At 40.1% G+C, this 21,983-nt stretch carries 23 protein-coding genes, 1 pseudogene and 1 riboswitch; of the genes and pseudogenes, 17 read left to right on the top strand and 7 right to left on the bottom strand.

Translation table 11 applies throughout. From position 1 onward, the window contains the following. The first annotated feature begins 270 nt into the window (after positions 1-270). Positions 271-663, top strand: coding sequence for a hypothetical protein (locus NSQ62_RS11530; protein ID WP_341320289.1), 393 nt, complete (start codon positions 271-273; stop codon positions 661-663). A gap of 26 nt (positions 664-689) precedes the next feature. On the opposite strand, the pseudogene NSQ62_RS11525 reads toward NSQ62_RS11530, so the two are convergent. Together NSQ62_RS11525 and NSQ62_RS11520 are read right to left on the bottom strand one after the other, a co-directional pair. Next, a pseudogene (locus NSQ62_RS11525) lies at positions 690-876 on the bottom strand (IS1595 family transposase); the annotation flags it as partial. A 345-nt stretch (positions 877-1,221) separates the two neighbouring features. Further along, entirely contained in the window at positions 1,222-1,659 is a 438-nt protein-coding gene (locus NSQ62_RS11520) for a hypothetical protein (RefSeq protein WP_341320288.1), read from the bottom strand. 158 nt (positions 1,660-1,817) lie between these two features. On the opposite strand from NSQ62_RS11520, the gene NSQ62_RS11515 reads away from it, so the two are divergent. Then, on the top strand, positions 1,818-1,970 hold the full coding sequence (locus tag NSQ62_RS11515; RefSeq protein ID WP_341320287.1) for a hypothetical protein: 153 nt from the start codon (positions 1,818-1,820) through the stop codon (positions 1,968-1,970). Positions 1,971-2,194: 224 nt separating this feature from the next. Here NSQ62_RS11515 and NSQ62_RS11510 read toward each other — a convergent pair whose 3' ends face one another. Then, positions 2,195-3,040 carry a methyl-accepting chemotaxis protein gene (locus tag NSQ62_RS11510; RefSeq protein WP_341320286.1) on the bottom strand — a complete coding sequence of 282 codons (846 nt, stop codon included), beginning with the start codon at positions 3,038-3,040 and terminating at the stop codon, positions 2,195-2,197. Positions 3,041-3,168: 128 nt separating this feature from the next. Between NSQ62_RS11510 and NSQ62_RS11505 the strand changes: the two genes are divergently transcribed. The 4 genes from NSQ62_RS11505 (at position 3,169) to NSQ62_RS11490 (ending at position 6,934) form a co-directional block, all read left to right on the top strand. Continuing rightward, a complete protein-coding gene (locus NSQ62_RS11505) occupies positions 3,169-3,492 on the top strand; it encodes a metal-sensitive transcriptional regulator (protein WP_341320285.1) in 324 nt (107 codons plus the stop codon). Between the two features lie 13 nt (positions 3,493-3,505). Continuing rightward, positions 3,506-3,712 carry a copper chaperone CopZ gene (copZ, locus tag NSQ62_RS11500; protein ID WP_341320284.1) on the top strand — a complete coding sequence of 69 codons (207 nt, stop codon included), beginning with the start codon at positions 3,506-3,508 and terminating at the stop codon, positions 3,710-3,712. A gap of 89 nt (positions 3,713-3,801) precedes the next feature. Continuing rightward, the gene (locus NSQ62_RS11495) at positions 3,802-6,201 is read left to right on the top strand and encodes a heavy metal translocating P-type ATPase (RefSeq protein ID WP_341320283.1); all 2,400 of its coding nucleotides are present in this window, start codon (positions 3,802-3,804) and stop codon (positions 6,199-6,201) included. Between the two features lie 154 nt (positions 6,202-6,355). After that, positions 6,356-6,934, top strand: a complete 579-nt coding sequence (locus NSQ62_RS11490; protein ID WP_341320282.1) for a carbonic anhydrase — start codon at positions 6,356-6,358, stop codon at positions 6,932-6,934. Between the two features lie 152 nt (positions 6,935-7,086). Here NSQ62_RS11490 and pgeF read toward each other — a convergent pair whose 3' ends face one another. Continuing rightward, positions 7,087-7,851, bottom strand: coding sequence for a peptidoglycan editing factor PgeF (gene pgeF / locus NSQ62_RS11485; protein WP_341320281.1), 765 nt, complete (start codon positions 7,849-7,851; stop codon positions 7,087-7,089). 88 nt (positions 7,852-7,939) lie between these two features. On the opposite strand from pgeF, the gene NSQ62_RS11480 reads away from it, so the two are divergent. The 4 genes from NSQ62_RS11480 to NSQ62_RS11465 all read left to right on the top strand — a co-directional run bounded on the left by NSQ62_RS11480 (position 7,940) and on the right by NSQ62_RS11465 (position 9,777). Further along, positions 7,940-8,344 carry a hypothetical protein gene (locus NSQ62_RS11480; RefSeq protein WP_341320280.1) on the top strand — a complete coding sequence of 135 codons (405 nt, stop codon included), beginning with the start codon at positions 7,940-7,942 and terminating at the stop codon, positions 8,342-8,344. Next, entirely contained in the window at positions 8,328-8,993 is a 666-nt protein-coding gene (locus NSQ62_RS11475; protein ID WP_341320279.1) for a reverse transcriptase-like protein, read from the top strand. Before NSQ62_RS11480 ends, NSQ62_RS11475 begins: the two co-directional genes overlap by 17 nt. A gap of 362 nt (positions 8,994-9,355) precedes the next feature. After that, entirely contained in the window at positions 9,356-9,481 is a 126-nt protein-coding gene (locus NSQ62_RS11470) for a hypothetical protein (protein ID WP_341320278.1), read from the top strand. Beyond that, on the top strand, positions 9,478-9,777 hold the full coding sequence (locus NSQ62_RS11465) for a DNA primase (protein WP_341320277.1): 300 nt from the start codon (positions 9,478-9,480) through the stop codon (positions 9,775-9,777). Before NSQ62_RS11470 ends, NSQ62_RS11465 begins: the two co-directional genes overlap by 4 nt. 76 nt (positions 9,778-9,853) lie before the next feature. On the opposite strand, the gene aspA is transcribed toward NSQ62_RS11465, so the two are convergent. Further along, a complete protein-coding gene (gene aspA / locus NSQ62_RS11460; protein ID WP_341320276.1) occupies positions 9,854-11,269 on the bottom strand; it encodes an aspartate ammonia-lyase in 1,416 nt (471 codons plus the stop codon). Positions 11,270-11,513: 244 nt separating this feature from the next. Next, positions 11,514-11,702, bottom strand: a complete 189-nt coding sequence (locus tag NSQ62_RS11455; RefSeq protein WP_341320275.1) for a hypothetical protein — start codon at positions 11,700-11,702, stop codon at positions 11,514-11,516. Between the two features lie 123 nt (positions 11,703-11,825). Here NSQ62_RS11455 and NSQ62_RS11450 point away from each other — a divergent pair, with 123 nt between their 5' ends. After that, positions 11,826-12,581 carry a GNAT family N-acetyltransferase gene (locus NSQ62_RS11450; protein ID WP_341320274.1) on the top strand — a complete coding sequence of 252 codons (756 nt, stop codon included), beginning with the start codon at positions 11,826-11,828 and terminating at the stop codon, positions 12,579-12,581. Positions 12,582-12,619: 38 nt separating this feature from the next. On the opposite strand, the gene NSQ62_RS11445 is transcribed toward NSQ62_RS11450, so the two are convergent. Continuing rightward, positions 12,620-14,332, bottom strand: a complete 1,713-nt coding sequence (locus NSQ62_RS11445; protein ID WP_341320273.1) for a methyl-accepting chemotaxis protein — start codon at positions 14,330-14,332, stop codon at positions 12,620-12,622. Between the two features lie 232 nt (positions 14,333-14,564). On the opposite strand from NSQ62_RS11445, the gene NSQ62_RS11440 reads away from it, so the two are divergent. The 6 genes from NSQ62_RS11440 (at position 14,565) to NSQ62_RS11415 (ending at position 21,983) form a co-directional block, all read left to right on the top strand. Next, positions 14,565-15,092, top strand: a complete 528-nt coding sequence (locus NSQ62_RS11440) for a dehydrogenase (protein ID WP_341320272.1) — start codon at positions 14,565-14,567, stop codon at positions 15,090-15,092. 304 nt (positions 15,093-15,396) lie between these two features. After that, a riboswitch (glycine riboswitch) is annotated at positions 15,397-15,473 on the top strand. A gap of 150 nt (positions 15,474-15,623) precedes the next feature. After that, complete coding sequence (locus NSQ62_RS11435) at positions 15,624-16,961, top strand: amino acid permease (protein ID WP_341320271.1); 1,338 nt, start codon at positions 15,624-15,626, stop codon at positions 16,959-16,961. Between the two features lie 257 nt (positions 16,962-17,218). Next, positions 17,219-18,094, top strand: a complete 876-nt coding sequence (locus NSQ62_RS11430; protein WP_341320270.1) for a DMT family transporter — start codon at positions 17,219-17,221, stop codon at positions 18,092-18,094. Positions 18,095-18,369: 275 nt separating this feature from the next. Beyond that, entirely contained in the window at positions 18,370-19,095 is a 726-nt protein-coding gene (locus NSQ62_RS11425; protein ID WP_341320269.1) for a GntR family transcriptional regulator, read from the top strand. A 3-nt stretch (positions 19,096-19,098) separates the two neighbouring features. Then, on the top strand, positions 19,099-20,247 hold the full coding sequence (locus NSQ62_RS11420; RefSeq protein WP_341320268.1) for an iron-containing alcohol dehydrogenase: 1,149 nt from the start codon (positions 19,099-19,101) through the stop codon (positions 20,245-20,247). After that, on the top strand, positions 20,235-21,983 hold the full coding sequence (locus NSQ62_RS11415; protein WP_341320267.1) for a thiamine pyrophosphate-binding protein: 1,749 nt from the start codon (positions 20,235-20,237) through the stop codon (positions 21,981-21,983). The genes NSQ62_RS11420 and NSQ62_RS11415 overlap by 13 nt, the downstream gene beginning before the upstream one ends.

The raw sequence follows: 21,983 nt of genomic DNA, 5'->3' as shown, positions 1-21,983 counted from the left end.
TAAAAAAATAAACCCAATAATATCTCTCCCTCCATAAATAAAAATAATACATTTAGTTCTTTTTAACATATAAATGAAAATTTTCAAAGTGTTGTTTATATGCATTTAGTGAATAAGCAACCTAAAACAAATCCCCCATTCGTTTTGAATGTGGATTTATAATTACCAATTGTAGAACATTCCTAAGCTTTTATTTTGGAACGTTATTTAATGTAATTTTTTGTAATTTGATACGTCTAATTGTAGTAGAATAAACATGGAGGTGGTTATATGAAAAAATACTTGTTCTTAATGTTGTTAATATGCCTATTATTACTTTCTGCCTGTTCTAATGGAAAAACGCAATCATTAGAAGAGTTTTATAATGATGCAAAAATTGAAAATGTAGATAAAGTTATCATTCAAGATGGTTCAACTGGTTATTCTAAAACCATAACTAATCAAGAACAAATCGGTGAATTTTTATCTCTGATTAATGAAATTGAATTTACTCCACAAGAAAATCAAGGAAAACGTGAGGGGTGGAGATATGGTATTACGCTTTTTGACAAAGAATCTAAGTTTAATCTAAATGAAATTGATATTACTTATTACGATTCAAATCCAGATATTCACACCATTGTAGACAACTATTATAAACAGTTAGAAATTGTAAAAGAATAAAGGACTTTAAAACTCCTAAAGATCTCTTATAATGAGGTCTTTTTTTTTGCATTTCTTAGCGTTTCAACAGTAGTATTGCTGGATTTTTGACACGCTGAAATAAGCATTTGTTCTACACGTTTATCGAAAATTTTTTCCTAATTCAAGCCAACGGAACCAATAAAGGTAGTTGTCTAAATAACGAGTTCCAACACCTTGAAATCGTTCCATCCATCCAATAACATCCCATTTAAATTCTACTCGATCTTGTTCTCTAACATTTTCTTTAATATAGTCAACGAGTTGATGTAGGGGTTCTCCATTCCCTCTAACCTTGTAAACATAAGGCTTTTGGATTTTTCCTGCTGCTGCAATCGGAGGATTTTTTCGACAAGGGAGAATCTCAGTCTTAACACGATTCCTATGCATATAGGGAAAAACATAAGAAATGGCGGCATTAAATTAATAGCTAAGAACTCCACAGATAACCAACCAATTGAGCTTAATAGAGAACCACCGTTTTTTTTTGCCTCCATAGTCCACTCTCTAATGACCGAAAAATTCAGTATTTTAATAAGCTTAGTTCACATTAACGTCAAATAAAAATGTTATTTTTCCTTTATCCCATCTTGCCTTAAGTTCATAAATATAATAGCCCTCTTTAGACGGCAAGATGATCTTATTATCTTTCATTTCAACACGTTCAATTGTGCCATCTTCATTCTCCTTAATCACCTCAACGGAAGGAGGGTTTTTATCAATTTCAAATTCCAAAGTATCTCCTTTTTCGGCTTCTAATGTTTCAAAATCATCCGCTAATTTAACTCTATCGGGAGTACGTAGAGGTTTTATTTCCATATTATTTTCTTTCCATTCGTAATTAAACGGCATCATTACATAGCGTTCGCCATTCGCAGTAATTAAGCCTCGTGGTTCTATCACAACATTATTACCCAACTTCCCGTTGCACCCAACCAAAAGAAGACTAATCAAAAAAGGTAGAACGATTTTTTTCATTTGAACACACTCCTTAATTGGGATATTAATGATTATAATCTATTTTTTACCATCTCGTTTATCGAAGTAAAACTAGCATTGAATTATATAAGCGGTTTATAGCGACCTTGCAACGAAATATGATGTTCGTAAAGCGACATTTGAGGAATTTTCTGAAATTGCAAATGGGAAATAAAGCAGCACCAGATTTCAGTATGTATGAAACGAATTCAGATTCAACTGGTCGAAGAGATTGGGTTTCGGAATGGGAAGCAAGATTATCTAAAGGTATGAAATATGATGTAATGGGCCTTGCGAAGAACCTCTTTTAAAGAAAAGCAACATAATACTATTAAGACAGATGACAGTTTGAAATATTCCTAAAAAGAGATAAGAGTAGTGTGAGTGATTTACTATATTAGTTAGACCATTTAAAAGAAATACTAGATTAATATTAAGATTCATTGAACTATCTCCTTACAGCTTTTTTAAGAACCACTAGTAAGCAATCCCCTGTGAAAACAAATAGATTTCACAGGGGATTTCAATAGTTCTTTTAAATTTTCGAAGCTAATTCATCAATTTGCTCGGCAACGGCTGTTAATTCGCGAATTGAATTGGAAATGACATGAATCGTAGAAGACTGCGTTTCAGAAATTTCTAATGTTCGTTCAACTGATTCCGATACTTCATTTACCTTTTCCTTCATGGCATCCAGCAGCTGACGGATTTCCGTTACGGCATCGCCACTTTGGTCGGCAAGCTTTGTGATTTCCTTTGCGACAACTGCGAAACCTTTACCGTGCTCACCTGAACGAGCCGCCTCAATCCCTGCGTTAAATCCTAAAATACGCGTGCTTTTTGCTACGGTATTGATCATGTCTAAAATTTTCGCCGAGTCATTTACTTGGTTGTTTAAATTACTTTGTGCTGTCGAAATCGTATTCATATATGTAGATAAATGATCAGCAGAAGAAGTTAGTTGTAATGTGGATGCACCGATATCGGCAGAGGAAAGCGCAAATTTTTCTGCAATTTCAACTAAATCCACACGATTTTGAATGCTTGAGCTAATACCAAGGCTACCAACGACCTTACTAGCTGCATTCGTAATTGGGACAACCGCTATTTTTAAATCCATCCCATACAATTCTTTTGGAAGGTTTAAGATTTGAGGACGATTACTTCGCATAGCCGTAATCATCGGATCTTGTTCAGTTAATGGCCGATTATCAACAACTGAAGGTGTGTTTAATTCAGCAGAGGGGATTTCTATTAAAACGTGCGTTAAATTTGAAACGGACAAATAAACATCCGCTGTGAATAATTTTTTAATCATTGGTGCAAAACGAACAATAGTCTGTAATGCTTCGTCTTGCTGATTTATCGTTGCAGTACTCATAATAGTTCCTCCTATCTATTTATAATTCTAGTTTAACATGAATATTTGGATAAAAATAGTAAATCCATTCACTTTACATACCCCGTATAGGTATGTTAATCTGTACATAAGTTAGGAGGATTGATTGCATGCAGAGTAATGATGCAGTACCAGAAACGCATGAAGTAAGCTGTCGCAAGAGTCATCATCCTGAGCAAGTGAAGAAAGATTTAACGACGAGGCTCAACCGTGTGGAAGGCCAAATCCGTGGCATTAAAGGCATGATTGAAAAAGACGTTTACTGTGATGATATTATTACGCAGTTATCGGCAACTCAATCGGCGCTCAATAGTGTGGCGAAAATTTTGCTTGAAGGTCATTTAAAGGGCTGTGTCGTCGATCGTTTAAACGAAGGCGACGTCGAAGTGTTAGATGAGCTTGTTGTCACGATTCAAAAATTAATGAAAAAATAAGGAGCGATTTATAATGGAAAACGTAACATTAAATGTACAAGGTATGACGTGTGGTCATTGTGTGAAAGCTGTAGAAACAAATGTTGGTGCTTTAGCAGGTGTACAGGAAGTAAATGTGGATTTAGCAGAAGCGAAAGTGACAGTAGCATTTGACGAGTCAGCAGTAACAGTTGATCAAATTAAAGAAACAATCGACGAGCAAGGCTTCGACGTGCTGTAATTTGATTGAGTATGGGGTTCTCTTGTAGAAGGGGGCCTTTCTTTTTAAAGATTTATATACCCCGTGTAGGTATAGAAGAGGTGAAGAAAATGGCGACAAAAGAAGTGACGCTACAAGTAACAGGGATGACCTGTGCGGCGTGCTCGACGCGTATTGAAAAAGGCTTAAATCGCATGGATGGCATTGAAGCGGCAACCGTCAATTTAGCCTTAGAAAAAGCAACCGTAACTTATGACAATCAAGCATTAAAACCCGAGCAAATTGAGCAAAAAATCCAAGCGCTAGGCTATGATGTGATAAAAGACAAAGTGGAACTTAATATTACCGGCATGACGTGTGCGGCGTGCTCCGCGCGTATCGAAAAAGTGCTAGGCAAATTAGATGGCGTGGCCGTAGCCAATGTCAACTTAGCGCTTGAAAAAGCAACCGTTGAATTTAATCCATCACAAGTGACGTTGTCAGATATTATCAAGCGCATTGAAAAAATCGGCTTTGGCGCAGAAAAGGTTGTTGAAGGAGAGCCGGTTGACCACCGTGAAAGGGCGATTAAAAAGCAACAATGGAAGTTTACTATTGCGGCTATTTTATCACTCCCACTGCTGTGGACGATGGTTGGGCATTTTTCATGGACGAACTTTTTATATGTGCCAGATGTTTTAATGAATCCGTGGGTACAACTCGTACTCGCAACGCCTGTGCAATTTGTTATCGGTTGGCAGTTTTATGTCGGAGCATATAAAGCGCTACGTAATGGCTCTGCGAATATGGATGTTCTCGTGGTTATGGGAACGAGCGCGGCGTATTTTTATAGTATTTATCAAATGTTTGTGCATGCGGGGACAAATCATATGCCGCATTTATACTTTGAAACCAGTGCGGTACTGATTACACTCATATTGCTTGGGAAATTGTTCGAAGCACGTGCGAAAGGCAAGTCCTCACAAGCAATTAAGCAACTGATGGGCATGCAAGCAAAATCCGCAACAGTCGTGCGTGATGGCGTGGAGCAGCAAATTGCGCTCGAGCATGTGCAAATTGGCGATATCTTACGAATTAAACCGGGTGAAAAAATCCCAGTGGACGGCGAAGTGCTTTCAGGAGTATCAGCCGTCGATGAATCAATGCTAACGGGGGAAAGCTTGCCGGTTGAAAAACAGGTAGGCGATTTACTGTATGGGGCAACGATCAATAAAAACGGGGCACTTGAAATCAAAGCATTAAAAGTTGGCTCTGACACCGCGCTTGCACAAATTATTAAAATTGTGGAAGCGGCACAAGGTTCAAAGGCACCGATTCAACGTTTGGCTGATAAAATTTCAAGTATTTTCGTGCCAGTTGTTGTAGGCATCGCGGTCGTGACCTTTATTAGCTGGTGGCTGATCACGGGTGACTTTACATCGGCATTTGAAGCAACGATTGCCGTACTTGTCATTGCTTGTCCGTGTGCGTTAGGGCTTGCGACACCAACGTCCATTATGGCGGGATCTGGGCGTGCGGCGCAGTTCGGTATTTTATTTAAGGGCGGCGAACATTTAGAACAAACCGGTTTTATTGATACTGTTGTTGTCGATAAAACAGGCACCGTAACTAATGGCCAGCCAGTGTTAACTGATGTGATCGTGTTGGAAGGCTTCAACGAGCAAGATGTCCTTGCAAAAGTCGCTACAGCGGAAAATGCCTCTGAGCACCCATTAGCAGAAGCGATTGTGCAAGGGGTGAAAGCGCGCGGTATTTCGCTTGAGCAAGCAACAGATTTTCAAGCGATTCCGGGTCTAGGGATTGAAGCAAACGTAGCGGGTGTGCATGTATTTGTGGGGACTAGAAAGCTAATGGCTTCACGAAATGTTACGCTTTTAGATACAGTCGAAGAGCAATTAATCACTTACGAGCAAGATGGTAAAACAGCGATGCTGATCGCGATCGAAGGCCAACTCGCTGGTATGATTGCGGTGGCGGATACGGTGAAGGCTACCTCAAAAGAGGCGGTTGCCCGGTTACATGCGCTTGGCTTAAAAGTCGTGATGCTGACAGGGGATAATGTACGCACCGCTCAAAAAATCGCAGTAGAAGTTGGAATTGATGAAGTCATCGCCGAAGTATTACCAGAGCAAAAAGCACAGCAAGTTGAAAAGCTACAGCAGCAAGGGAACAAGGTCGCGATGGTTGGGGACGGCATTAACGACGCGCCGGCTTTAGCGGTAGCGGACATCGGGATGGCTGTTGGTACGGGTACTGATGTGGCGATGGAAGCAGCGGATATTACACTCATTCGCGGCGACTTAAACAGTATTGCCGACGCGATTTTAATGAGTCGTAAAACGATGACCAATATTAAGCAAAACCTGTTCTGGGCATTTGCCTATAACGTCATCGGCATTCCAATCGCGGCACTTGGCTTCTTAGCACCTTGGCTCGCTGGGGCGGCTATGGCATTTAGTTCGGTGTCGGTTGTGCTAAATGCACTGCGCTTGCAACGCGTGAAATTATAGTTTAGAAGTAATTGTTTCTCTGACTAAATATATTCTAATAAGAGGGTGTCCACGAATTAATTCTGGGGCCCTCTTCTGTGTTATTGAAAAAACTGAATAATTAAACTATAATTAAACTTAGTAAACAAATAAGAATTATAAAGGTGGAGTTTTGATGAGTAAATTAGTTGCAGAAGTGATTCAGGCAAATGAGCAATACGTAGAAAATTTCGGAGATAAGGGAGGACTTGCCTTACCTCCTGCACGTCACTTTGCGGTTTTGACATGTATGGATGCGCGTTTAGATCCAGCAAAATTTGCAGGGTTAGCAGAGGGAGATGCACATGTAATTCGTAATGCGGGAGGCCGTGCGAGTGATGACGCGATTCGTTCATTAGTCATTTCTTATAAACTGCTTGGAACAAAGGAATGGTTTGTCATTCATCACACTGATTGCGGCATGGAATTATTTACGAATGAGATTATGGGCAACTTATTAGCATCAAGCTTAGATACAGCAACATTCGATGGTAAGTGGAAAGATATTGGGACAACGCCAGGTTCTAATGAAGGGAAAGAAATTGATTTTTTAACAATTAGTAATTTAGCAGATAGTGTTGTAGAGGATGTTGCAAAAGTTCGTAATCATCCATTAGTCCCACCGTCAATCCCGGTGTATGGATATATTTACGATGTGAAAACAGGTCGTTTAATTGAAGTGGAAGAAGCGACAAAAGTAGGTACGGTAAAGTAATTATTACACTCCTCTATATTCTAACAAGGCTTCAGTTCAATAGAAAAATCCCTCTAACGATATCGCTAGGGGGATTTTGCCATTTATAAAACGATTGATTTCTTCTACTAGTAAGCGTGATGAACCATGTGCGGGGCAGTTCTATGCGTTTTTTAATCCTCTTTGCGCACAATAAAGCTTAAATGACGCCCAGTCGCGCGGTCTTGACGGTGCGAGAACCCATCTTCACTTTTAAAGGTACACATCGGATCAATAGTAATATTAGAACTCGGAATCCCGGCAAGCTCACATTGTGTTTTTACCGTTAATTGATTATCGATATGGTATTTGTTTGTTGCTTCGTTAAAGTACATAAATGCATCTGCATAGCCTAACGCTTTGAATTTTTCGTATACATCTGAGTCGACTTCAAACTTTTCCTGACTAATGGCAGGGCCAATAATCACTTGAACGTCTTGTAAATCGCAGTCTTCATTTGCTTGAAGATGCTGCATTAGCTTGAATGTAATTTCTTTAATCGTCCCTTGCCATCCAGAATGAATGGCGCCAATTAAATTTGTTTTCTCATTGTAAAACAGTACGGGCACACAATCCGCGGTAAAGCTTGAAATGACCACATTCGGCTCATATGTGTACAAAGCGTCTGTGTCTGGGATGGCACTTGCCGCATCAAATGCGCCGTGGCCAATTTCGGCTTGCGTAATGTGAACGAAATGGGCACTATGTGTTTGGTTGGCGCACACAAAACGTTTTACATCGGTTTCAAGTACTTGTGCGAGTATGTCGCGATTTTCTAAAATGTTTGCACGGTTTTGGCACACATGCAGCGCCATATTGTTGTTTTCATGGCGTTCGGCATCTTTCAGTGTGATACCGAGCATACGTTTTTCGTTGTTTTCATAAAATTTTATATTCATCAAATCACCACCTGTACTATATCGTATTGACGGATTTTTGTATAGCCTTGTATGGTTTGGTATAATTATGGGAAATGGGGTGACACTAATGAAAGGTTGGCAAATCATTGTAAGTGGTTTATTACCGTATTTGGCCGGCATGAGTGCCTTATTAACAATTTTAAAATCGAACCATACAGATTATTTTACGCTTGGTGTAATGCTCTCTAGTATGCTCGCGGGGATTTTAATTTACTGTTTTACTGTTTTACCGTGGTATATCCCGATCTATTGGGCGCGCCATTATGTTGGTGTGAAGACATTTTATGCATCTGGCTTCGTTATTTTGCTACTACAATGTGTTGCCTGCAGCTTTATACTAGGGGCAACGCTAAGAGATGCCCAGTTTTGGCTTTTAGTGATACCTGTTCTTGTCCCAGCCGTTGTGGTATTTATGATATGTATCAAAGTTTTTTATAAACAAAGGAGCGAGCTTGTTGAGATTAACGATTGAGTGGCTGTACGAAACGCCGAAAAAACAGCAAATCACATTAAAGAGTGAAGCGATTCCAGCAGCGCATGCCTATTTATTAGTAGAGGATATGCAAAAAACGGGGCGTCTAAAAGAGGTGACGCTTACGGATGAGCATGATAGTACGTGGACAATGAAGGAACTGAAAAAATACTTACAAGAGCTTGAAAGTGAGCCGCATGGGATTCAACTTTATTTTGATGGAGGCTTTCACCGTGAACAGCGAGTAGCAGGGTTAGGTGCCGTCATTTACTTTACACAAACGAATCAGCATTACCGCATTCGCCTGAATCAGCAAGCGGATTATTTAACGTCAAATAACGAAGCAGAATACGCAGCCCTTCTATTTGCGATTGAACAATTGGAGGAGCTTGGAGTGCATCATCAAGCAATTGAGATTTATGGTGACTCCCAGGTGGTTATTAATGAAATGAACGGGGAATGGGCAGTTTCTGAAAATGTGCTCGCTTCCTGGGCAGATAAAATCGACCTGAAACTGCAAAAGCTCGGGCTTACCGCAACTTATACGTATATTGATCGCAAAATAAATGAAGAGGCAGACCGACTAGCGAGTCAAGCTCTTGAAGGTACAGCGATTCATGCAAAGCAGCCCGTAAGACGTAAAAAGTGAATCCACTTATACGTGAATAATTCCCAGAATACATGAATGAAAATTGTCCATCACGATTTGATTTAAATAGTTTTATTGGCACTGCGTACTTTTCATAGATAAAGACCTTACTATACGGCTTCGTTGTGCCTTTCAACTGTTGCTCTGATGCGAATTTGGCTTCAGAGCTAGAAATGGATTGGGCACTTGTTTGTAATGGCCATAGAAAAGAAATGAAGAATACAATACATAAAGATAGTCGATGGGTCCGGAAGTTTAAAAGTGTCTAATGTATAGGGGTGTCTTAAAAAATAGCCCTTTCAGAACTTGTATAAAAATAAGATTTTAGTAAAGTGAACTAAGAGAAGAAAAGAGGAATCATTTTGAGTAAGTGGGTTGTCATTTTAATCGTAGCAGCAGTAATTTTTATGTTTGTACAAGCAGAGATGACGTTTCGACGTGCAGATAAAATGAAAAAAGAAAAGGTAGAAAAGGGGGAACGTGAATGATTCGTTCTGTTGGAGCGGGCAGTGCTGGTTTAAGTAACCAAACACGCCGTAAATCACAGCCTGAAGCCAATATGCCATTCCCAAAAATTGATGGTAGTAAGGTTGATGCAGCAAAAGAGGGACTTTCCGAACTAAAGAAGGAACCGCAAATGATGATGGTTGGGGTAAAGCCAAAAGCACAACTCACATCGATATTTGAAGAAAACGGGAATGTCATGAAGTTAAATGCAGACGGCGACCGTTTAGAAGTAAGTAAACGTGCGATTACATTAGCAAAAGAAAAATTATTTGGATAAAAACAAAAAACGCTAGCCCGACTTTCTCGGACTAGCGTTTCCTGTATCTAGGTTAACTAGGTGTTTACAGATCAAATTAGTTTTTCGCTAATTTTTTCTCACCAGCGATACCTGGTTGTGTTAATTCAAATGGATTTAAAATAATATCTAATTGTTCTACTGTGAAGTATTCGTATTGTAAGCATAATTCACGTACTGATTTACCGCTGTGTAATGCTTCACGTGCGATTTGGCTTGAACGCTCGTAGCCCAAGTGAGGCGCTAAAGCTGTTACAACACCGATTGAACGCTCAACGAAGTCATGCATACGCTCTTCATTTGCTTCGATATGGTCTAGGCAAAGTTTTGTAAATACCGTGAAGCCGTTTGTCATAATTTCGATTGATTGTAATAGGTTGAATACAAGTACTGGTTCCATTACGTTTAATTCGAATTGACCTGCTTCTGAAGCAAGTGAAATCGTTACGTCGTTACCGATTACTTGGAACGCAATTTGGTTAATCACTTCAGGCATTACCGGGTTTACTTTACCTGGCATGATTGAAGAACCTGGTTGGCGCTCTGGTAAACGAATTTCAGCAAAACCAGCTTTCGGACCTGAAGCCATTAAGCGTAAGTCATTTGCGATTTTCGACATGTTCATCATTGAAATTTTAAGCATAGATGAAACTTCTGCGTACGTATCTGTGTTTTGTGTACCATCAATTAGGTTGTCCACTTTTACGAATGGGAAGTTACTATATTTTGCAATATTTTCAACGGCTAATTTCATATATTCTGGATCGGCATTTAAGCCCGTACCGATTGCTGTTGCACCGATGTTGATTTGAAGCATGGCTTGCTGTGCTTTTTTCACACGTGCGATATCACGTGCAACCACTGCTGCGTATGCGCCAAATTCTTGACCTAAACGTACAGGAACTGCGTCTTGTAAGTGCGTACGACCCATTTTTACGATGCCGTCGAATTCTACTGATTTTTGGATGAAGCTGTCACGCATATTTTCCATCGCCATAATTAAGTTATCTAATGTAGAAACAGTTGCGATGTGAATTGCTGATGGGAATGCGTCATTAGTTGATTGTGCCATGTTAACGTGGCTGTTTGGACTAATGATTGAATATGACCCTTTTTCTTCCCCTAAAATTTCTAATGCGCGGTTTGCAATCACTTCGTTAGCATTCATGTTCATCGAAGTGCCGGCTCCACCTTGAATTGGATCTACAACGAATTGGTCGTGTAGGTTGCCTGCAATAATGTCATCTGCTGCTAATGCGATGGCATTGGCAATTTTCTCATCTAATTGACCGATTGCTGCGTTTGCTAAAGCTGAACTTTTCTTTACGATGGCAAATGCACGGATTAATTCAGGATGCATTGTCATTTTAGTAATTGGGAAATTTTCTAATGCACGAGTTGTTTGAACGCCATAATATACGTCCTTTGGAATTTCTAATGTGCCTAAAAAGTCTTTTTCAATACGTGTACTCATTTGTACGAACCCTCCAAGAGAATGGTGTAATAGTTATATAAACAAGCTTATTATACGCCAAAATCCACCAAAAGCGTACTTGCTGAATTATTAGTTTATTTGACGTATTCATGTAAAGTGTAGGAGTTTTAAATATTCTCTCTAAAATGATAGGAACTGCTCTGAATTGCGTGAAATTTTATCCGTAAGAACAAAAAAATATTTTTTTCGACAGTAAAAATCCACCTTTTTACATGACATGAAGCTACAGTTCTTCTATATCATAAATAACGACTTTTCCTTTATTTAGTTGAATGATAGTATCGTTTTTGCGCTGTTCTTCGATTGAAAAATGAAGATAAGAATTAATGACTTGTACAGGTATGCCTATAGATGTAAGGACTGAAATTGCTAAATCTGTATTGGTGACAAATATCCGGTAGTGTTTTTCCATTTCACCCATCCTTTGTACATTATTTACCATTTTAGTATAGCATGCTTTAAAATGATTGAATGGGGAAATGAAACTGTAATAAACAAACACAACGAGCAGTTTAGAATGGAAGGGAGGGGTATAATGAAATTATCATTTGAAAATATTCATATATTTGCACAACTTGAAAGAGAAACCGACCTTTATAAGCACTATCAACTCGATGAAGTAAAAGATCGTTATGATAGTAATTTTATTGAATTCAACTCGGTACCGAATTTGTCGGAACTACAGGCGGCGCTTGCTTATTTAAGACAAATGCATCGCAAGGGCGGGCGTCAGTTTTTGAAAGTTGTTTTCCCACAGGATCAAGAAATTCCTTATGAGTTGCGTCAGTTCTTACTAGACCATAACTATGGAATTGGCATTTTAGAAATGTACGCCATTAAACCAAATGTTTTTTCACGAGCGCCACTTCGACCAGAAGTATTGATTTCTTTTGTAACGGACGAAACATTGGAAGGGTATTTAAAGATTCATTATGAAGATGCGTTGGAATGGGGAGAGTCCTATGCCCGTGCAAACCGAGAAATGTTAATAAACGATTATCACCTTCAACGAAAAAAACAAATTGTCGCTGTTTTACATGGAGAGGTCATCGGGGCAGTTGATGTCATTGCGTCTCAAGAACTTGTAGAAATTGATAATCTTTATGTGTTGCCAGCCCATCAAAAACGAGGGGTTGGGACGAAACTGCAGCAATTTGTGATGAAGTATTTTGCCGATAAAACGATTATTTTAGTGGCGGACGGCGAGGATACGCCAAGAGAAATGTATACAAAGCAGGGGTATTCCTATATCGGTAAGCAATACAGTGCCTTAAAAACTTCATTAGACTAAAAAACGTGCTTGGATTGATGTCCCAAGCACGTTTTTTATTATAATGTAAATTTCTTCACGACGTCATTTAACTCGGTTGCCACATTGGCTAAGCTTTGGCTTGACTGATGCATATCTTCCATTGCCGCTGCTTGTTGCTCCGAAGCAGTAGAAACCATTTCACTACTTTTCGCATTGTTAATGGCGATTGATAAAATCGTATCTGCGCTACCTGTAAATGTATCGAAGTCACCTACAATATTTTGTACAGAAGACGTTGCTTGTGATAAAACCGGTGCGATTTCAGAGGTGTTTTCTAAAATATCATCGAATTTCTTTGCAGTGGTTTCGGTAATTTCTAAACCATTATCCGCTTCACCAATTACAACATTCATAATTTGAACTGATTCGGCTGTGTCTTGTTTAATAATTGATAAAATATGTGCGACTGATTTTGTTGCCTCTAATGATTGCTCAGCTAGTTTACGCACTTCATCTGCTACAACAGCAAAGCCTTTACCATGGTCGCCAGCACGTGCCGCTTCAATAGCTGCATTGAGCGCTAAAAGGTTCGTTTGCTGTGAAATGCTATCGATTACTTTTAAGATTTCATCGACTTCGCCAACTTGGTTTGCTAGCGTTTGGACAACACTATTTGACTGCTGAATCGAATTTTTAATGTTTTTCATTTGTTTTACGTTTTCAGAAACGATAACCGCACCTTGATTGGCCTCATGAATGGCAACACCCGCAATCGTTTCAACCGCTTGAATGTTTTGCTGAATCGCAGAGAAGCTCTGGGCAATGCGGTCAATAATTGGTGCATTTATCTCTAAGCGGTATTGTGTCTGCTCTGCACCAGAAGAAATTTCTTGGATCGAAGCAACTACATGCTCCGCAGCAGAAGTAGACTGTGACACATTGGCCATTAATTCTTGAGACGTATTGTCGACATGCTCTGAGGATTGCTTTACTTTATCAAGCACAAGTCGAAGTGAATCAAATGTGTGATTGAACGACTGTGTTAATTGGCCGATTTCGTCGTTCGACTGATAACTACCACGAACGGTGAAATCGCCATTTTGTACTTTTTCTAATTGCTCTCGCAATTGCGTTAATGGCTTTGTGACCATACGAGAAATCGCTAAGCCTAACGCCACTAAAATAATTATCCCGATAATATTAATGATAATGTTGTTGCGGTTATTTGCATTAGCGGATGCAATACTGTCTGCAACGATTTGTTCTGTTTGCTCTGTCTTGAACTGCTGTAAGCTTTGCAGTGCCGTAATTAAATCTTCACGCGAAGTTTGAACCCCGTCTTTAAATAGTGCATACGCTGCGTCATTTTCACCAATTAACGCTAAACGAATGACCTCATCTTGCTTACCTGTTAGACGCTCTACTGCATCATAAAAAGATGCTAACCCTTGTCGTTCTTCATCAGTTAAGTCCATTTTATCGTATTGACCTAATTCATCTAACACGCGGTCAACACCCGTGTTTAACTCGTTGTATAATGCCTCTTTTTCACTTTTTGAAGTGGCTTTCATCATCTCGATAATAATCGAGTTAATACGTAAGTTTACAGAGATGGCATTACTTAACCAGTCATTTGGAATGAATTTTTCTTCGTAAATGGCTTCGATGTTTTTTGACATCGAATGACTTTGCTTAAACGATAAACCGGCAATCATAATTGCCAAGAGAATGCCGATTGTAATAATTAGTAATAATTTGTGATAAACTTTTAAATTTTTTAGTAATCTCATATAATACTCCTTTTGAAATAGTGTGTATCACGGATTTTATACTATATAAATGGCTATTACTAGTCGAATTACCTATTTTGTAAAATATAAATTATTTAGAAATTTGAGTTATTCTCAACGATTTAGAATAATGGGATTTGTGTAAATAATTAATTTATGTTAGATTTTTGATTTTTGAAACAAAATGGATGCAAAAACGACTAATGAATTAAAAGGGAAGGAGGTATTTGTTATGAAAAGGATTTTTGTGCTGTTATTGGTACTGTTTGTAGCGAGTTTGACTGCATGTAACAAGACAGATCAAGTGAAGCCCGTTTCAGGCGATGGATATCAGGAGGTAAAGGAGCCATCTAACGAAAATGCACTAGATTATGAGCTCTTGTTGCATCTTGATTCCATACCACACGAGCTAGGAATTTCGATGGCTCTCGTAGAGAAGGAGTCACTGTATCAATCTTGGGCAGAAATTTTCCATTTTGAGACAATCCCCAACGTTGATTTTGAGAAAGAAGAGGTACTCTTTGTGACAGCTTATTCGAATGGCTGTGGCCTAGTGGTGGATACAGTGACGCAACAAGCAGATACGCTTTACGTTGAGCTAAATTACCCAGAAGAACTGCGCAACAAAAAAAACCTCGTTTGTACAGAAATCGCCCTGTCAAATACGTATGTCATGAAAATGCCAAAAACTGGCGCGACAAAAGGGACATTAACAGCTCCTGGTACGGTGTTATTAGAAAAACAATCGATTTTACCTTAGAGAAGCGACAGCGACATAGTGATGTTACATGTGAACGGATGGAAGTTATATCACATGTGACATTTTTTTGTGAGCAATAATTCTTTAATTTGAAGTGATAATGTTAGAAATGAAGTGGTTTTGCTTGTTTTCTTGTTCTGCTGGTGTGATGTGTTGTTGTAATATCGGTGAATCGTGCTAGTATTAGTTATTGTACAATAATAGTATTGAACGCGAAGCAATTTTGCAGATGGAAGATGCCTGAAGCAAATTGTACAACTACATAATAATCAAGCGAAGATCGCTGTGGATCACACTACAGACGGGAGCAGTTTCTGGAGAGAGCGCTAAATGCGTCGCCGAAGGGTTCATAATCTCAGGCAAAAGGACAGAAGAGTAATGAGAGACGTTGTTATTCTTACGTATACAGGGACTAGTGTATTTACTAGTCCCTTTTTTATTTTCAGAAAATTCACTTGATGAACCGCGAAGATATCTATTATTTCGGGCTGCAAAAGCGGTACGTAAATAAAACCTTTGGAGGAAATCGTCTTGGAACAACATGAATTAAAGCGCGACCTAAAAAACCGTCATGTACAATTGATTGCGATTGGTGGAACAATCGGAACGGGGCTGTTTTTAGGGTCAGGTAAAGCGATTGCACTCGCAGGGCCATCAATCATTTTAGCTTACTTAATCGTAGGTATTGCCATTTTCTTCGTCATGCGTGCGTTAGGGGAGTTATTACTATCAAAAGGCGGCTATTCTTCATTTACGGAATTTGCCACAGAATATTTAGGAGACTGGGCAGGCTATGTAACCGGCTGGACGTATTGGTTTTGCTGGATCATGACCGCAATGGCTGACATTATCGCGGTCGGGATGTACACGCAGTACTGGTTTGATATCCCGCAATGGGTACCAGCAATCATCTGTTTAGTTGTGTTATTAGCACTGAATTTATTAACGGTGAAACTATTTGGGGAACTCGAATTCTGGTTCGCCTTAATTAAAATTATTACGATTGTTGCATTAATCGCAATCGGTATTGTGTTACTAGTTATTGGCTTTGAAACAGATTCAGGGAAAGTAGCGGTATCGAATCTTTGGGAGCACGGAGGGTTATTCCCGAACGGTGCATTTGGCTTCTTAATGGCCTTCCAAATGGTCGTCTTCGCCTTTGTTGGGGTAGAGTTAGTTGGGGTTTCGGCTGCAGAAACAGCGAATCCGCAAAAAAATATTCCTTCAGCGATTAACAAAATTCCATTACGTATTTTATTATTCTACGTAGGGGCATTATTTGTAATTTTAACAATCAACCCATGGGATACGCTAAGCGCTGAGAGCTCACCATTCGTGCAAGTGTTTGCATTAGTAGGGATTCCAGTTGCAGCAGGTTTAATTAACTTTGTTGTGTTAACGTCAGCAGCATCAGCTGGTAACAGTGGCTTATTCTCAACGAGCCGTATGCTATTTAGCTTAGGGAAAAACAAGCAAGCGCCGGCATCTATGGCGAAATTAAACAAAAATGCTGTCCCACAAAACGGTTTGGTGTTATCGGCGATTGTGGTTTCAATCGGTGCGTTACTAAGCTATTTAATGCCCGAAAATGCATTTAGTGTGGTAACGACGATCAGTGCAATCTGCTTTATTTGGGTATGGAGCATTATTTTGATCTCACATATCATCTACAAAAAGCGTCACCCAGAATTGCACAAAGCATCGCACTTTAAAGCACCATTAACACCATTTATCAACTATGTCGTATTAGCATTCTTTGCGTTTTTATTAGTGGTAATGGCGGTTTCTGAAGCAACGCGTATGGCATTACTATTAACACCAATTTGGTTTGTGATGCTGTTTGTTCTATACTTCATGCGTAAAAAATAATGAGGAGCTGTACGGGATCGTGTCCGTACAGCTTTTTTGTGCTTTTTAGCGAAAATAGAGAAACCTAACTTTCTAACAATTTTGCTCGTATTTCTTCAATTTTTCTAAACTTTTGACCAATACCTAGATTCCACTTCTTCTGGTTAAAAAAAAGATTATTCGCCACCCGAAAAACTTGCTATGATGGGAACAGTTTATTGATTTAGCGTAGCGAATTATTTCCGTAGTTATTCGGATATTTGAGAAGGAGTAGCAGCATGAGTATTAAAAAAGCAAACTTCCTATTAGTGCTGGTCACGGTTGCATGGGGAGCTTCGTATTTATTTACCAAAACAGCAGTAGCAGAGTTAGCACCGTTTACGCTAATTGCGTACCGTTTTTTATTAGCATTTTTCATTACAGCCCTTGTCTTTTGGAAGCAAATTAAAAAGACGAATAAGGAAACGATTTTGGCTAGTGCCGTGCAAGGATTCTTAATGGCAGTTGTCTGTATTTTATTTGCCTATGCACTACGCGTTACAGAAGCGTCCGTTGCGGGTTTTTTGATTGCCACAACGGTTATTATTGTACCGATGCTCATGATAGGTATTACACGTAAACTGCCTTCACGCCAAATTGTTATTGGTGGCGTTGTCACATTAATGGGGTTAGCCTTATTTTCGTTAAAGGGCTCATTTTCTGTCAGTGTCGGGATGGTGTTGTGTTTAATTACCGCCTTTTTATACGCCGTACATATTATATTGAATAACCAATTTGTGCAAAAGATCAATAGTATACAGCTTGGGGTATACCAATTGTTTTTCACCGGCTTCTTTAGCTTAATTGGTGCACTCATTAACGAACCGCTTGTGTTGCCGCAAACTTCAGCAGGCTGGGGGTCGTTGATTATGCTGGCGATTTTCTGTTCGGCCTTTGCGATCATCGTCCAATCGATTGCACAACAGCACACGTCCGCTGTTTCAACTGGATTTATTTTCTCATTAGAACCAATCTTTGCCGCGATGTTTGCCTTTGCATTTTTAGGCGAACGTATGGACAACCAGGAAATAATCGGTGCGTTGTTTATTTTTGCCGGGGTGTTAGCGGCAAACTATACACCACCTAAAACGAAAAGGCTCGTCCAAACAGCATAACCGTTTTTAAAGTCATGATCTCTTCATGGCTTTTTTTCTTTGTCGAAAAAAATTTTTTGAATGATTGTAATGTCAAAATAGAAATTTTAAACACAAACACTCAGTAAATCGGATTAACAAACTACGTTAAAATAGTATTTCAAAATCATATATTAGAATATTCAGAAATTTAAATTGTAATTTGATTTTCTGCCCAGTATAATCAAGCCAATATCGAACAACTGGTACGGACGTTATGACGTTATGATGTTCGGACCAATAGGGGTGATGAGTTGATGAATTTTGAAAGTCCAATACCACTACACATTCAGTTAAAGGACTTTATTAAAAATGAAATTGTGGAAGGGAATTTTGTTGAAAAAATTCCGAGTGAACGCGAATTGATGGAGCGCTTTTCAGTCAGTCGTTCCACAGTCAGGGAATCGGTCAATCATCTTGTGCAAGAAGGGGTACTGCAAAAAATTCATGGCAAAGGGACATTTATTACAACGAACAAGGCGCTGCACGATTGGTTGAATACGCTGAATAGCTTTACTGAAACTGTAAGACAAATGGGTATGAAGCCTGGTGCGAAGCTACTAAGTGCTGAAACAATCCGCGATTTTGATTACGGAAACAAGGTGTTGCAGCAGTCTGAGCTGTTTATGATTGCCCGACTTCGTACCGCGAACCAAATTCCAATCGCGATTGAGCGCCATTATTACACACCGCAGCTCGGTCAAGAAATTGCCCGCTACAATTTAGATGAGGCAACGATTTATGATTTGATTGAAAATGAACTAAACATCGCGATCGTTGAGGCAGAGCAAACGATTCGCTGTCGCGAAATTTCAAAAGACGATGCGCAATATTTACAGCTAACACCACACACAAATGCGCTATGTGTGGAGCGTGTGTTACTCGGACGTAACGGGCAAGTCATTGAATATTACGAGAGCTTATTTCATCCAGAATTATATTCATTAAAGCTAAAAACAAAGCGTGCGATGAGGGGGAATTAAGGAGTGGGCAATCTTTTTTTACCAAAAGAGGTGCGATTAGGACAAAATCGCGTGGATGAGCTAGTGGAAATTGCTGAAGGTTTGCACATGAAAAAAGCCTTTGTACTTTATAGTAAGAGTGCGGTCGGACAGCGCTTAACTACACTTCAAGCGCAGTTTACACAAGCCGTATTTTACGGAATGCCAAAAGGGGAACCAACGACAACGATGTTACAAGTTGCACTTCAGCATCTCATGTCTGAGCAATGTGATGGGGTCATCGCGATTGGTGGCGGTAGCGTGATGGACTTAGCAAAAGCATTAGCGGTGCTAGCAAAAATGCCCGAGTTAACGTTATCAGAAATTGCTACGACAAAAAGAATTGAGCGTTTACCACTCGTTGCCGTACCGACTACAGCAGGAACGGGTTCTGAAGCGACGATGGTAACGGTCATTATTGATGAAGAAAAGGGCATGAAACTAAATCCAGGGCATCCAGCACTGATCCCAGATGTGGTCATTCTTGATGCAATCCTAACTGCAAACGTACCAAAAAGTGTTACAGCATTTACAGGGCTAGACGCGCTGACCCATGCGATTGAAGCGTTTGTCTCAACAAATGCGACGCCACTCAGTGATTTTTATGCACTGGAAGCAGTGAGGCTCCTGACAGATCATATAGAAGTTGTTTACGAAGAGCCACACAATCTCGCAGCACGTGAAGGGATGTTACTCGGTAGCTTTTATGCGGGGATCGCTTTTTCAAATGCCTCGACGAATTTAGCGCATGCCACAGGACGCGCACTCGGCACGAAATTTCATTTACCACACGGGCAAAGTGTCGCGCTCATGCACCCATTTGTCGTGGAATATAGTATGGAAAGTTGCCGTGAACGCTACGACGAAATCGCCGAGCAAATCGGTCTTGAACAGGGCGAGCAGCTTATCCTCTATTTGCAAGGATTAAACGACCAATTTGGCGTTTGGCAAAGTGCAAAGAACGTCGTTGACCAATTAACAGTAGAGACAATCAAAGACATGACAAACAGCGCGCTGAATGGCAACGGAATTTTAACAAATCGCCAAGTACCAACCGCGCAGCAAATCGAGCAATTATTTATTCAGTTAAGAAAGCGTTTACAACATAAGGGGGATTTCGCATGGTACAACTAACAGGTGGAGAAGTAATCGCAAAAATGTTGGCAAAAGAAGGGGTAGACAACGTTTTTGGCATTATTGATGGCACGTATTTTGGCTTTTATTCAAATTTACAAAAACATGATATTCGTTTAATTTCACCACGTCATGAAACGAGTGCCGCACATATGGCAGGCGCTTATGCACGTGTGACAAATAAATTAGGGGTATGTATGGCAAGTAACGGACCAGGTGTTGCCAACATTTTACCTGGACTTGTTGTCGAAGAAGCGGAAGGAAATCGTGTACTGTGTATCACGAGTGCACGCCGTACCGGAATAATGTACCCAGACCGCGGAGGCACATACCAGTGCTTTGATCAAACAGGAACGATTAAGCAGTTTGCGAAGTGGAGTGAAGCGGTACCATCATTTGACCGCATTCCCGAAATGCTGCGTATGGCGCTACGAAAATGCTATGAAGGTCGTCCAGGTGTCGTTCATCTAGACATTCCTGAAAACATCTTAAATAGTAAGCAAAATTGTGACATCAATTTTTGGGAGCCGTCACAATACCGCATGATGGAGCTACCAAAAGCGTCAGATTATCAAGTGAAGCGTACAGCAGAGCTACTAAAGTCTGCGAACTTCCCAATTATTCATGCAGGAAGTGGCGTGATCCATGCAGGAGCCAAGCAGGAATTAACCGAAGTTGCGACAAAGCTCAATGCCATGGTCACAACAAGCTGGGCAGGGCGCGGGGCGATGAGTGAAACGCATGATTTAATGATGCCAATGGTGCATATCGAAGCAAATAACAATGTACGTAATGATGCAGATGTCGTGCTCATTCTCGGATCACGCGTAGGGGAAACCGATTGGTGGGGGAAAGCGCCGTACTGGAATGCACAGCAAACCGTCATTCAAGTAGATTTAGAGCCAGGTATTTTAGGGGCCAATAAACCAGCCGAACTCCTTGTTCAAGCAGACATTAAATCATTTTTAGCGCAGCTGTTACTAGAGCTTGAAAGTGATGTTGCGCCTTCAATGGATACGCACCGCGAGCAACTGATTCAAAAGCATCTAGCAACGAAGAAAGCGCATCGTAAAAAGCTAGATGAGCATTTAGCTGATAAAAATGTACCGATGAACCCGGCACAAATTCCGTATTACGCGCAAAAGGCATTCCCGAAAAATACACCGCTTGTCATTGACGGCGGCAATACCGCGATTTGGACGAACTTCTATTATGAAGTGAACGATGAAATGCCGGTGCTTTCTACATTTAAATTCGGGATGCTTGGTGCAGGTCCTGGGCAAGCAATGGGCGCGGCAGTCGCAAAGCCAGGCCAACCTGTTGTCTGTATAATCGGAGACGGCGCAATGGGCTTCCATCCACAGGAAATCGAAACAGCGATTCGCAACAATTTACATGTTGTATTCATCGTCCTATGTGATAAACAGTGGGGTATGGTAAAAATGAATCAGCATTTCGCGCTACGCCCACTGAAAACTATGTGGAAGAAAACGTTGGATCCTCATGAAAGCATTAACGCCGATTTAGGTGAAATTCGCTTTGATTTACTCGCACAAGCAATGGGCGCACATGGGGAGTATGTAGACAATCCGACGAAGTTAGAACAGGCATTACAAAAGTCGATTGAAGTAGGGAAATGTACGGTCATTCACGCAGAAGTGGACCCGGTAAAACATATGTGGGCTCCTGGCTTACGTTACTTTAAAGACATGCACGCTGAACCGAAAGGAAAATAG

This window comes from Solibacillus sp. FSL H8-0523 (assembly GCF_038051985.1).
GTDB lineage: Bacteria > Bacillota > Bacilli > Bacillales_A > Planococcaceae > Solibacillus.
The sequence above is the reverse complement of the archived record's forward strand: the minus strand, read 5'-3'. Positions and strand labels throughout refer to the sequence as shown.

Bases quoted from the DNA above. Each gene is read 5' to 3' on its own strand.
- NSQ62_RS11480 (WP_341320280.1), top strand. From the start codon at position 7,940: ATGAAAGGTTGGCAAATCATTGTAAGTGGTTTATTACCGTATTTGGCC.
- copZ (WP_341320284.1), top strand. From the start codon at position 3,506: ATGGAAAACGTAACATTAAATGTACAAGGTATGACGTGTGGTCATTGT.
- pgeF (WP_341320281.1), bottom strand. From the start codon at position 7,851: ATGAATATAAAATTTTATGAAAACAACGAAAAACGTATGCTCGGTATC.
- NSQ62_RS11495 (WP_341320283.1), top strand. From the start codon at position 3,802: ATGGCGACAAAAGAAGTGACGCTACAAGTAACAGGGATGACCTGTGCG.
- NSQ62_RS11450 (WP_341320274.1), top strand. From the start codon at position 11,826: ATGAAATTATCATTTGAAAATATTCATATATTTGCACAACTTGAAAGA.
- NSQ62_RS11415 (WP_341320267.1), top strand. From the start codon at position 20,235: ATGGTACAACTAACAGGTGGAGAAGTAATCGCAAAAATGTTGGCAAAA.
- NSQ62_RS11530 (WP_341320289.1), top strand. From the start codon at position 271: ATGAAAAAATACTTGTTCTTAATGTTGTTAATATGCCTATTATTACTT.
- NSQ62_RS11445 (WP_341320273.1), bottom strand. From the start codon at position 14,332: ATGAGATTACTAAAAAATTTAAAAGTTTATCACAAATTATTACTAATT.
- NSQ62_RS11430 (WP_341320270.1), top strand. From the start codon at position 17,219: ATGAGTATTAAAAAAGCAAACTTCCTATTAGTGCTGGTCACGGTTGCA.
- NSQ62_RS11425 (WP_341320269.1), top strand. From the start codon at position 18,370: ATGAATTTTGAAAGTCCAATACCACTACACATTCAGTTAAAGGACTTT.
- NSQ62_RS11520 (WP_341320288.1), bottom strand. From the start codon at position 1,659: ATGAAAAAAATCGTTCTACCTTTTTTGATTAGTCTTCTTTTGGTTGGG.
- NSQ62_RS11510 (WP_341320286.1), bottom strand. From the start codon at position 3,040: ATGAGTACTGCAACGATAAATCAGCAAGACGAAGCATTACAGACTATT.
- NSQ62_RS11505 (WP_341320285.1), top strand. From the start codon at position 3,169: ATGCAGAGTAATGATGCAGTACCAGAAACGCATGAAGTAAGCTGTCGC.
- NSQ62_RS11440 (WP_341320272.1), top strand. From the start codon at position 14,565: ATGAAAAGGATTTTTGTGCTGTTATTGGTACTGTTTGTAGCGAGTTTG.
- NSQ62_RS11455 (WP_341320275.1), bottom strand. From the start codon at position 11,702: ATGGAAAAACACTACCGGATATTTGTCACCAATACAGATTTAGCAATT.
- aspA (WP_341320276.1), bottom strand. From the start codon at position 11,269: ATGAGTACACGTATTGAAAAAGACTTTTTAGGCACATTAGAAATTCCA.
- NSQ62_RS11490 (WP_341320282.1), top strand. From the start codon at position 6,356: ATGAGTAAATTAGTTGCAGAAGTGATTCAGGCAAATGAGCAATACGTA.
- NSQ62_RS11465 (WP_341320277.1), top strand. From the start codon at position 9,478: ATGATTCGTTCTGTTGGAGCGGGCAGTGCTGGTTTAAGTAACCAAACA.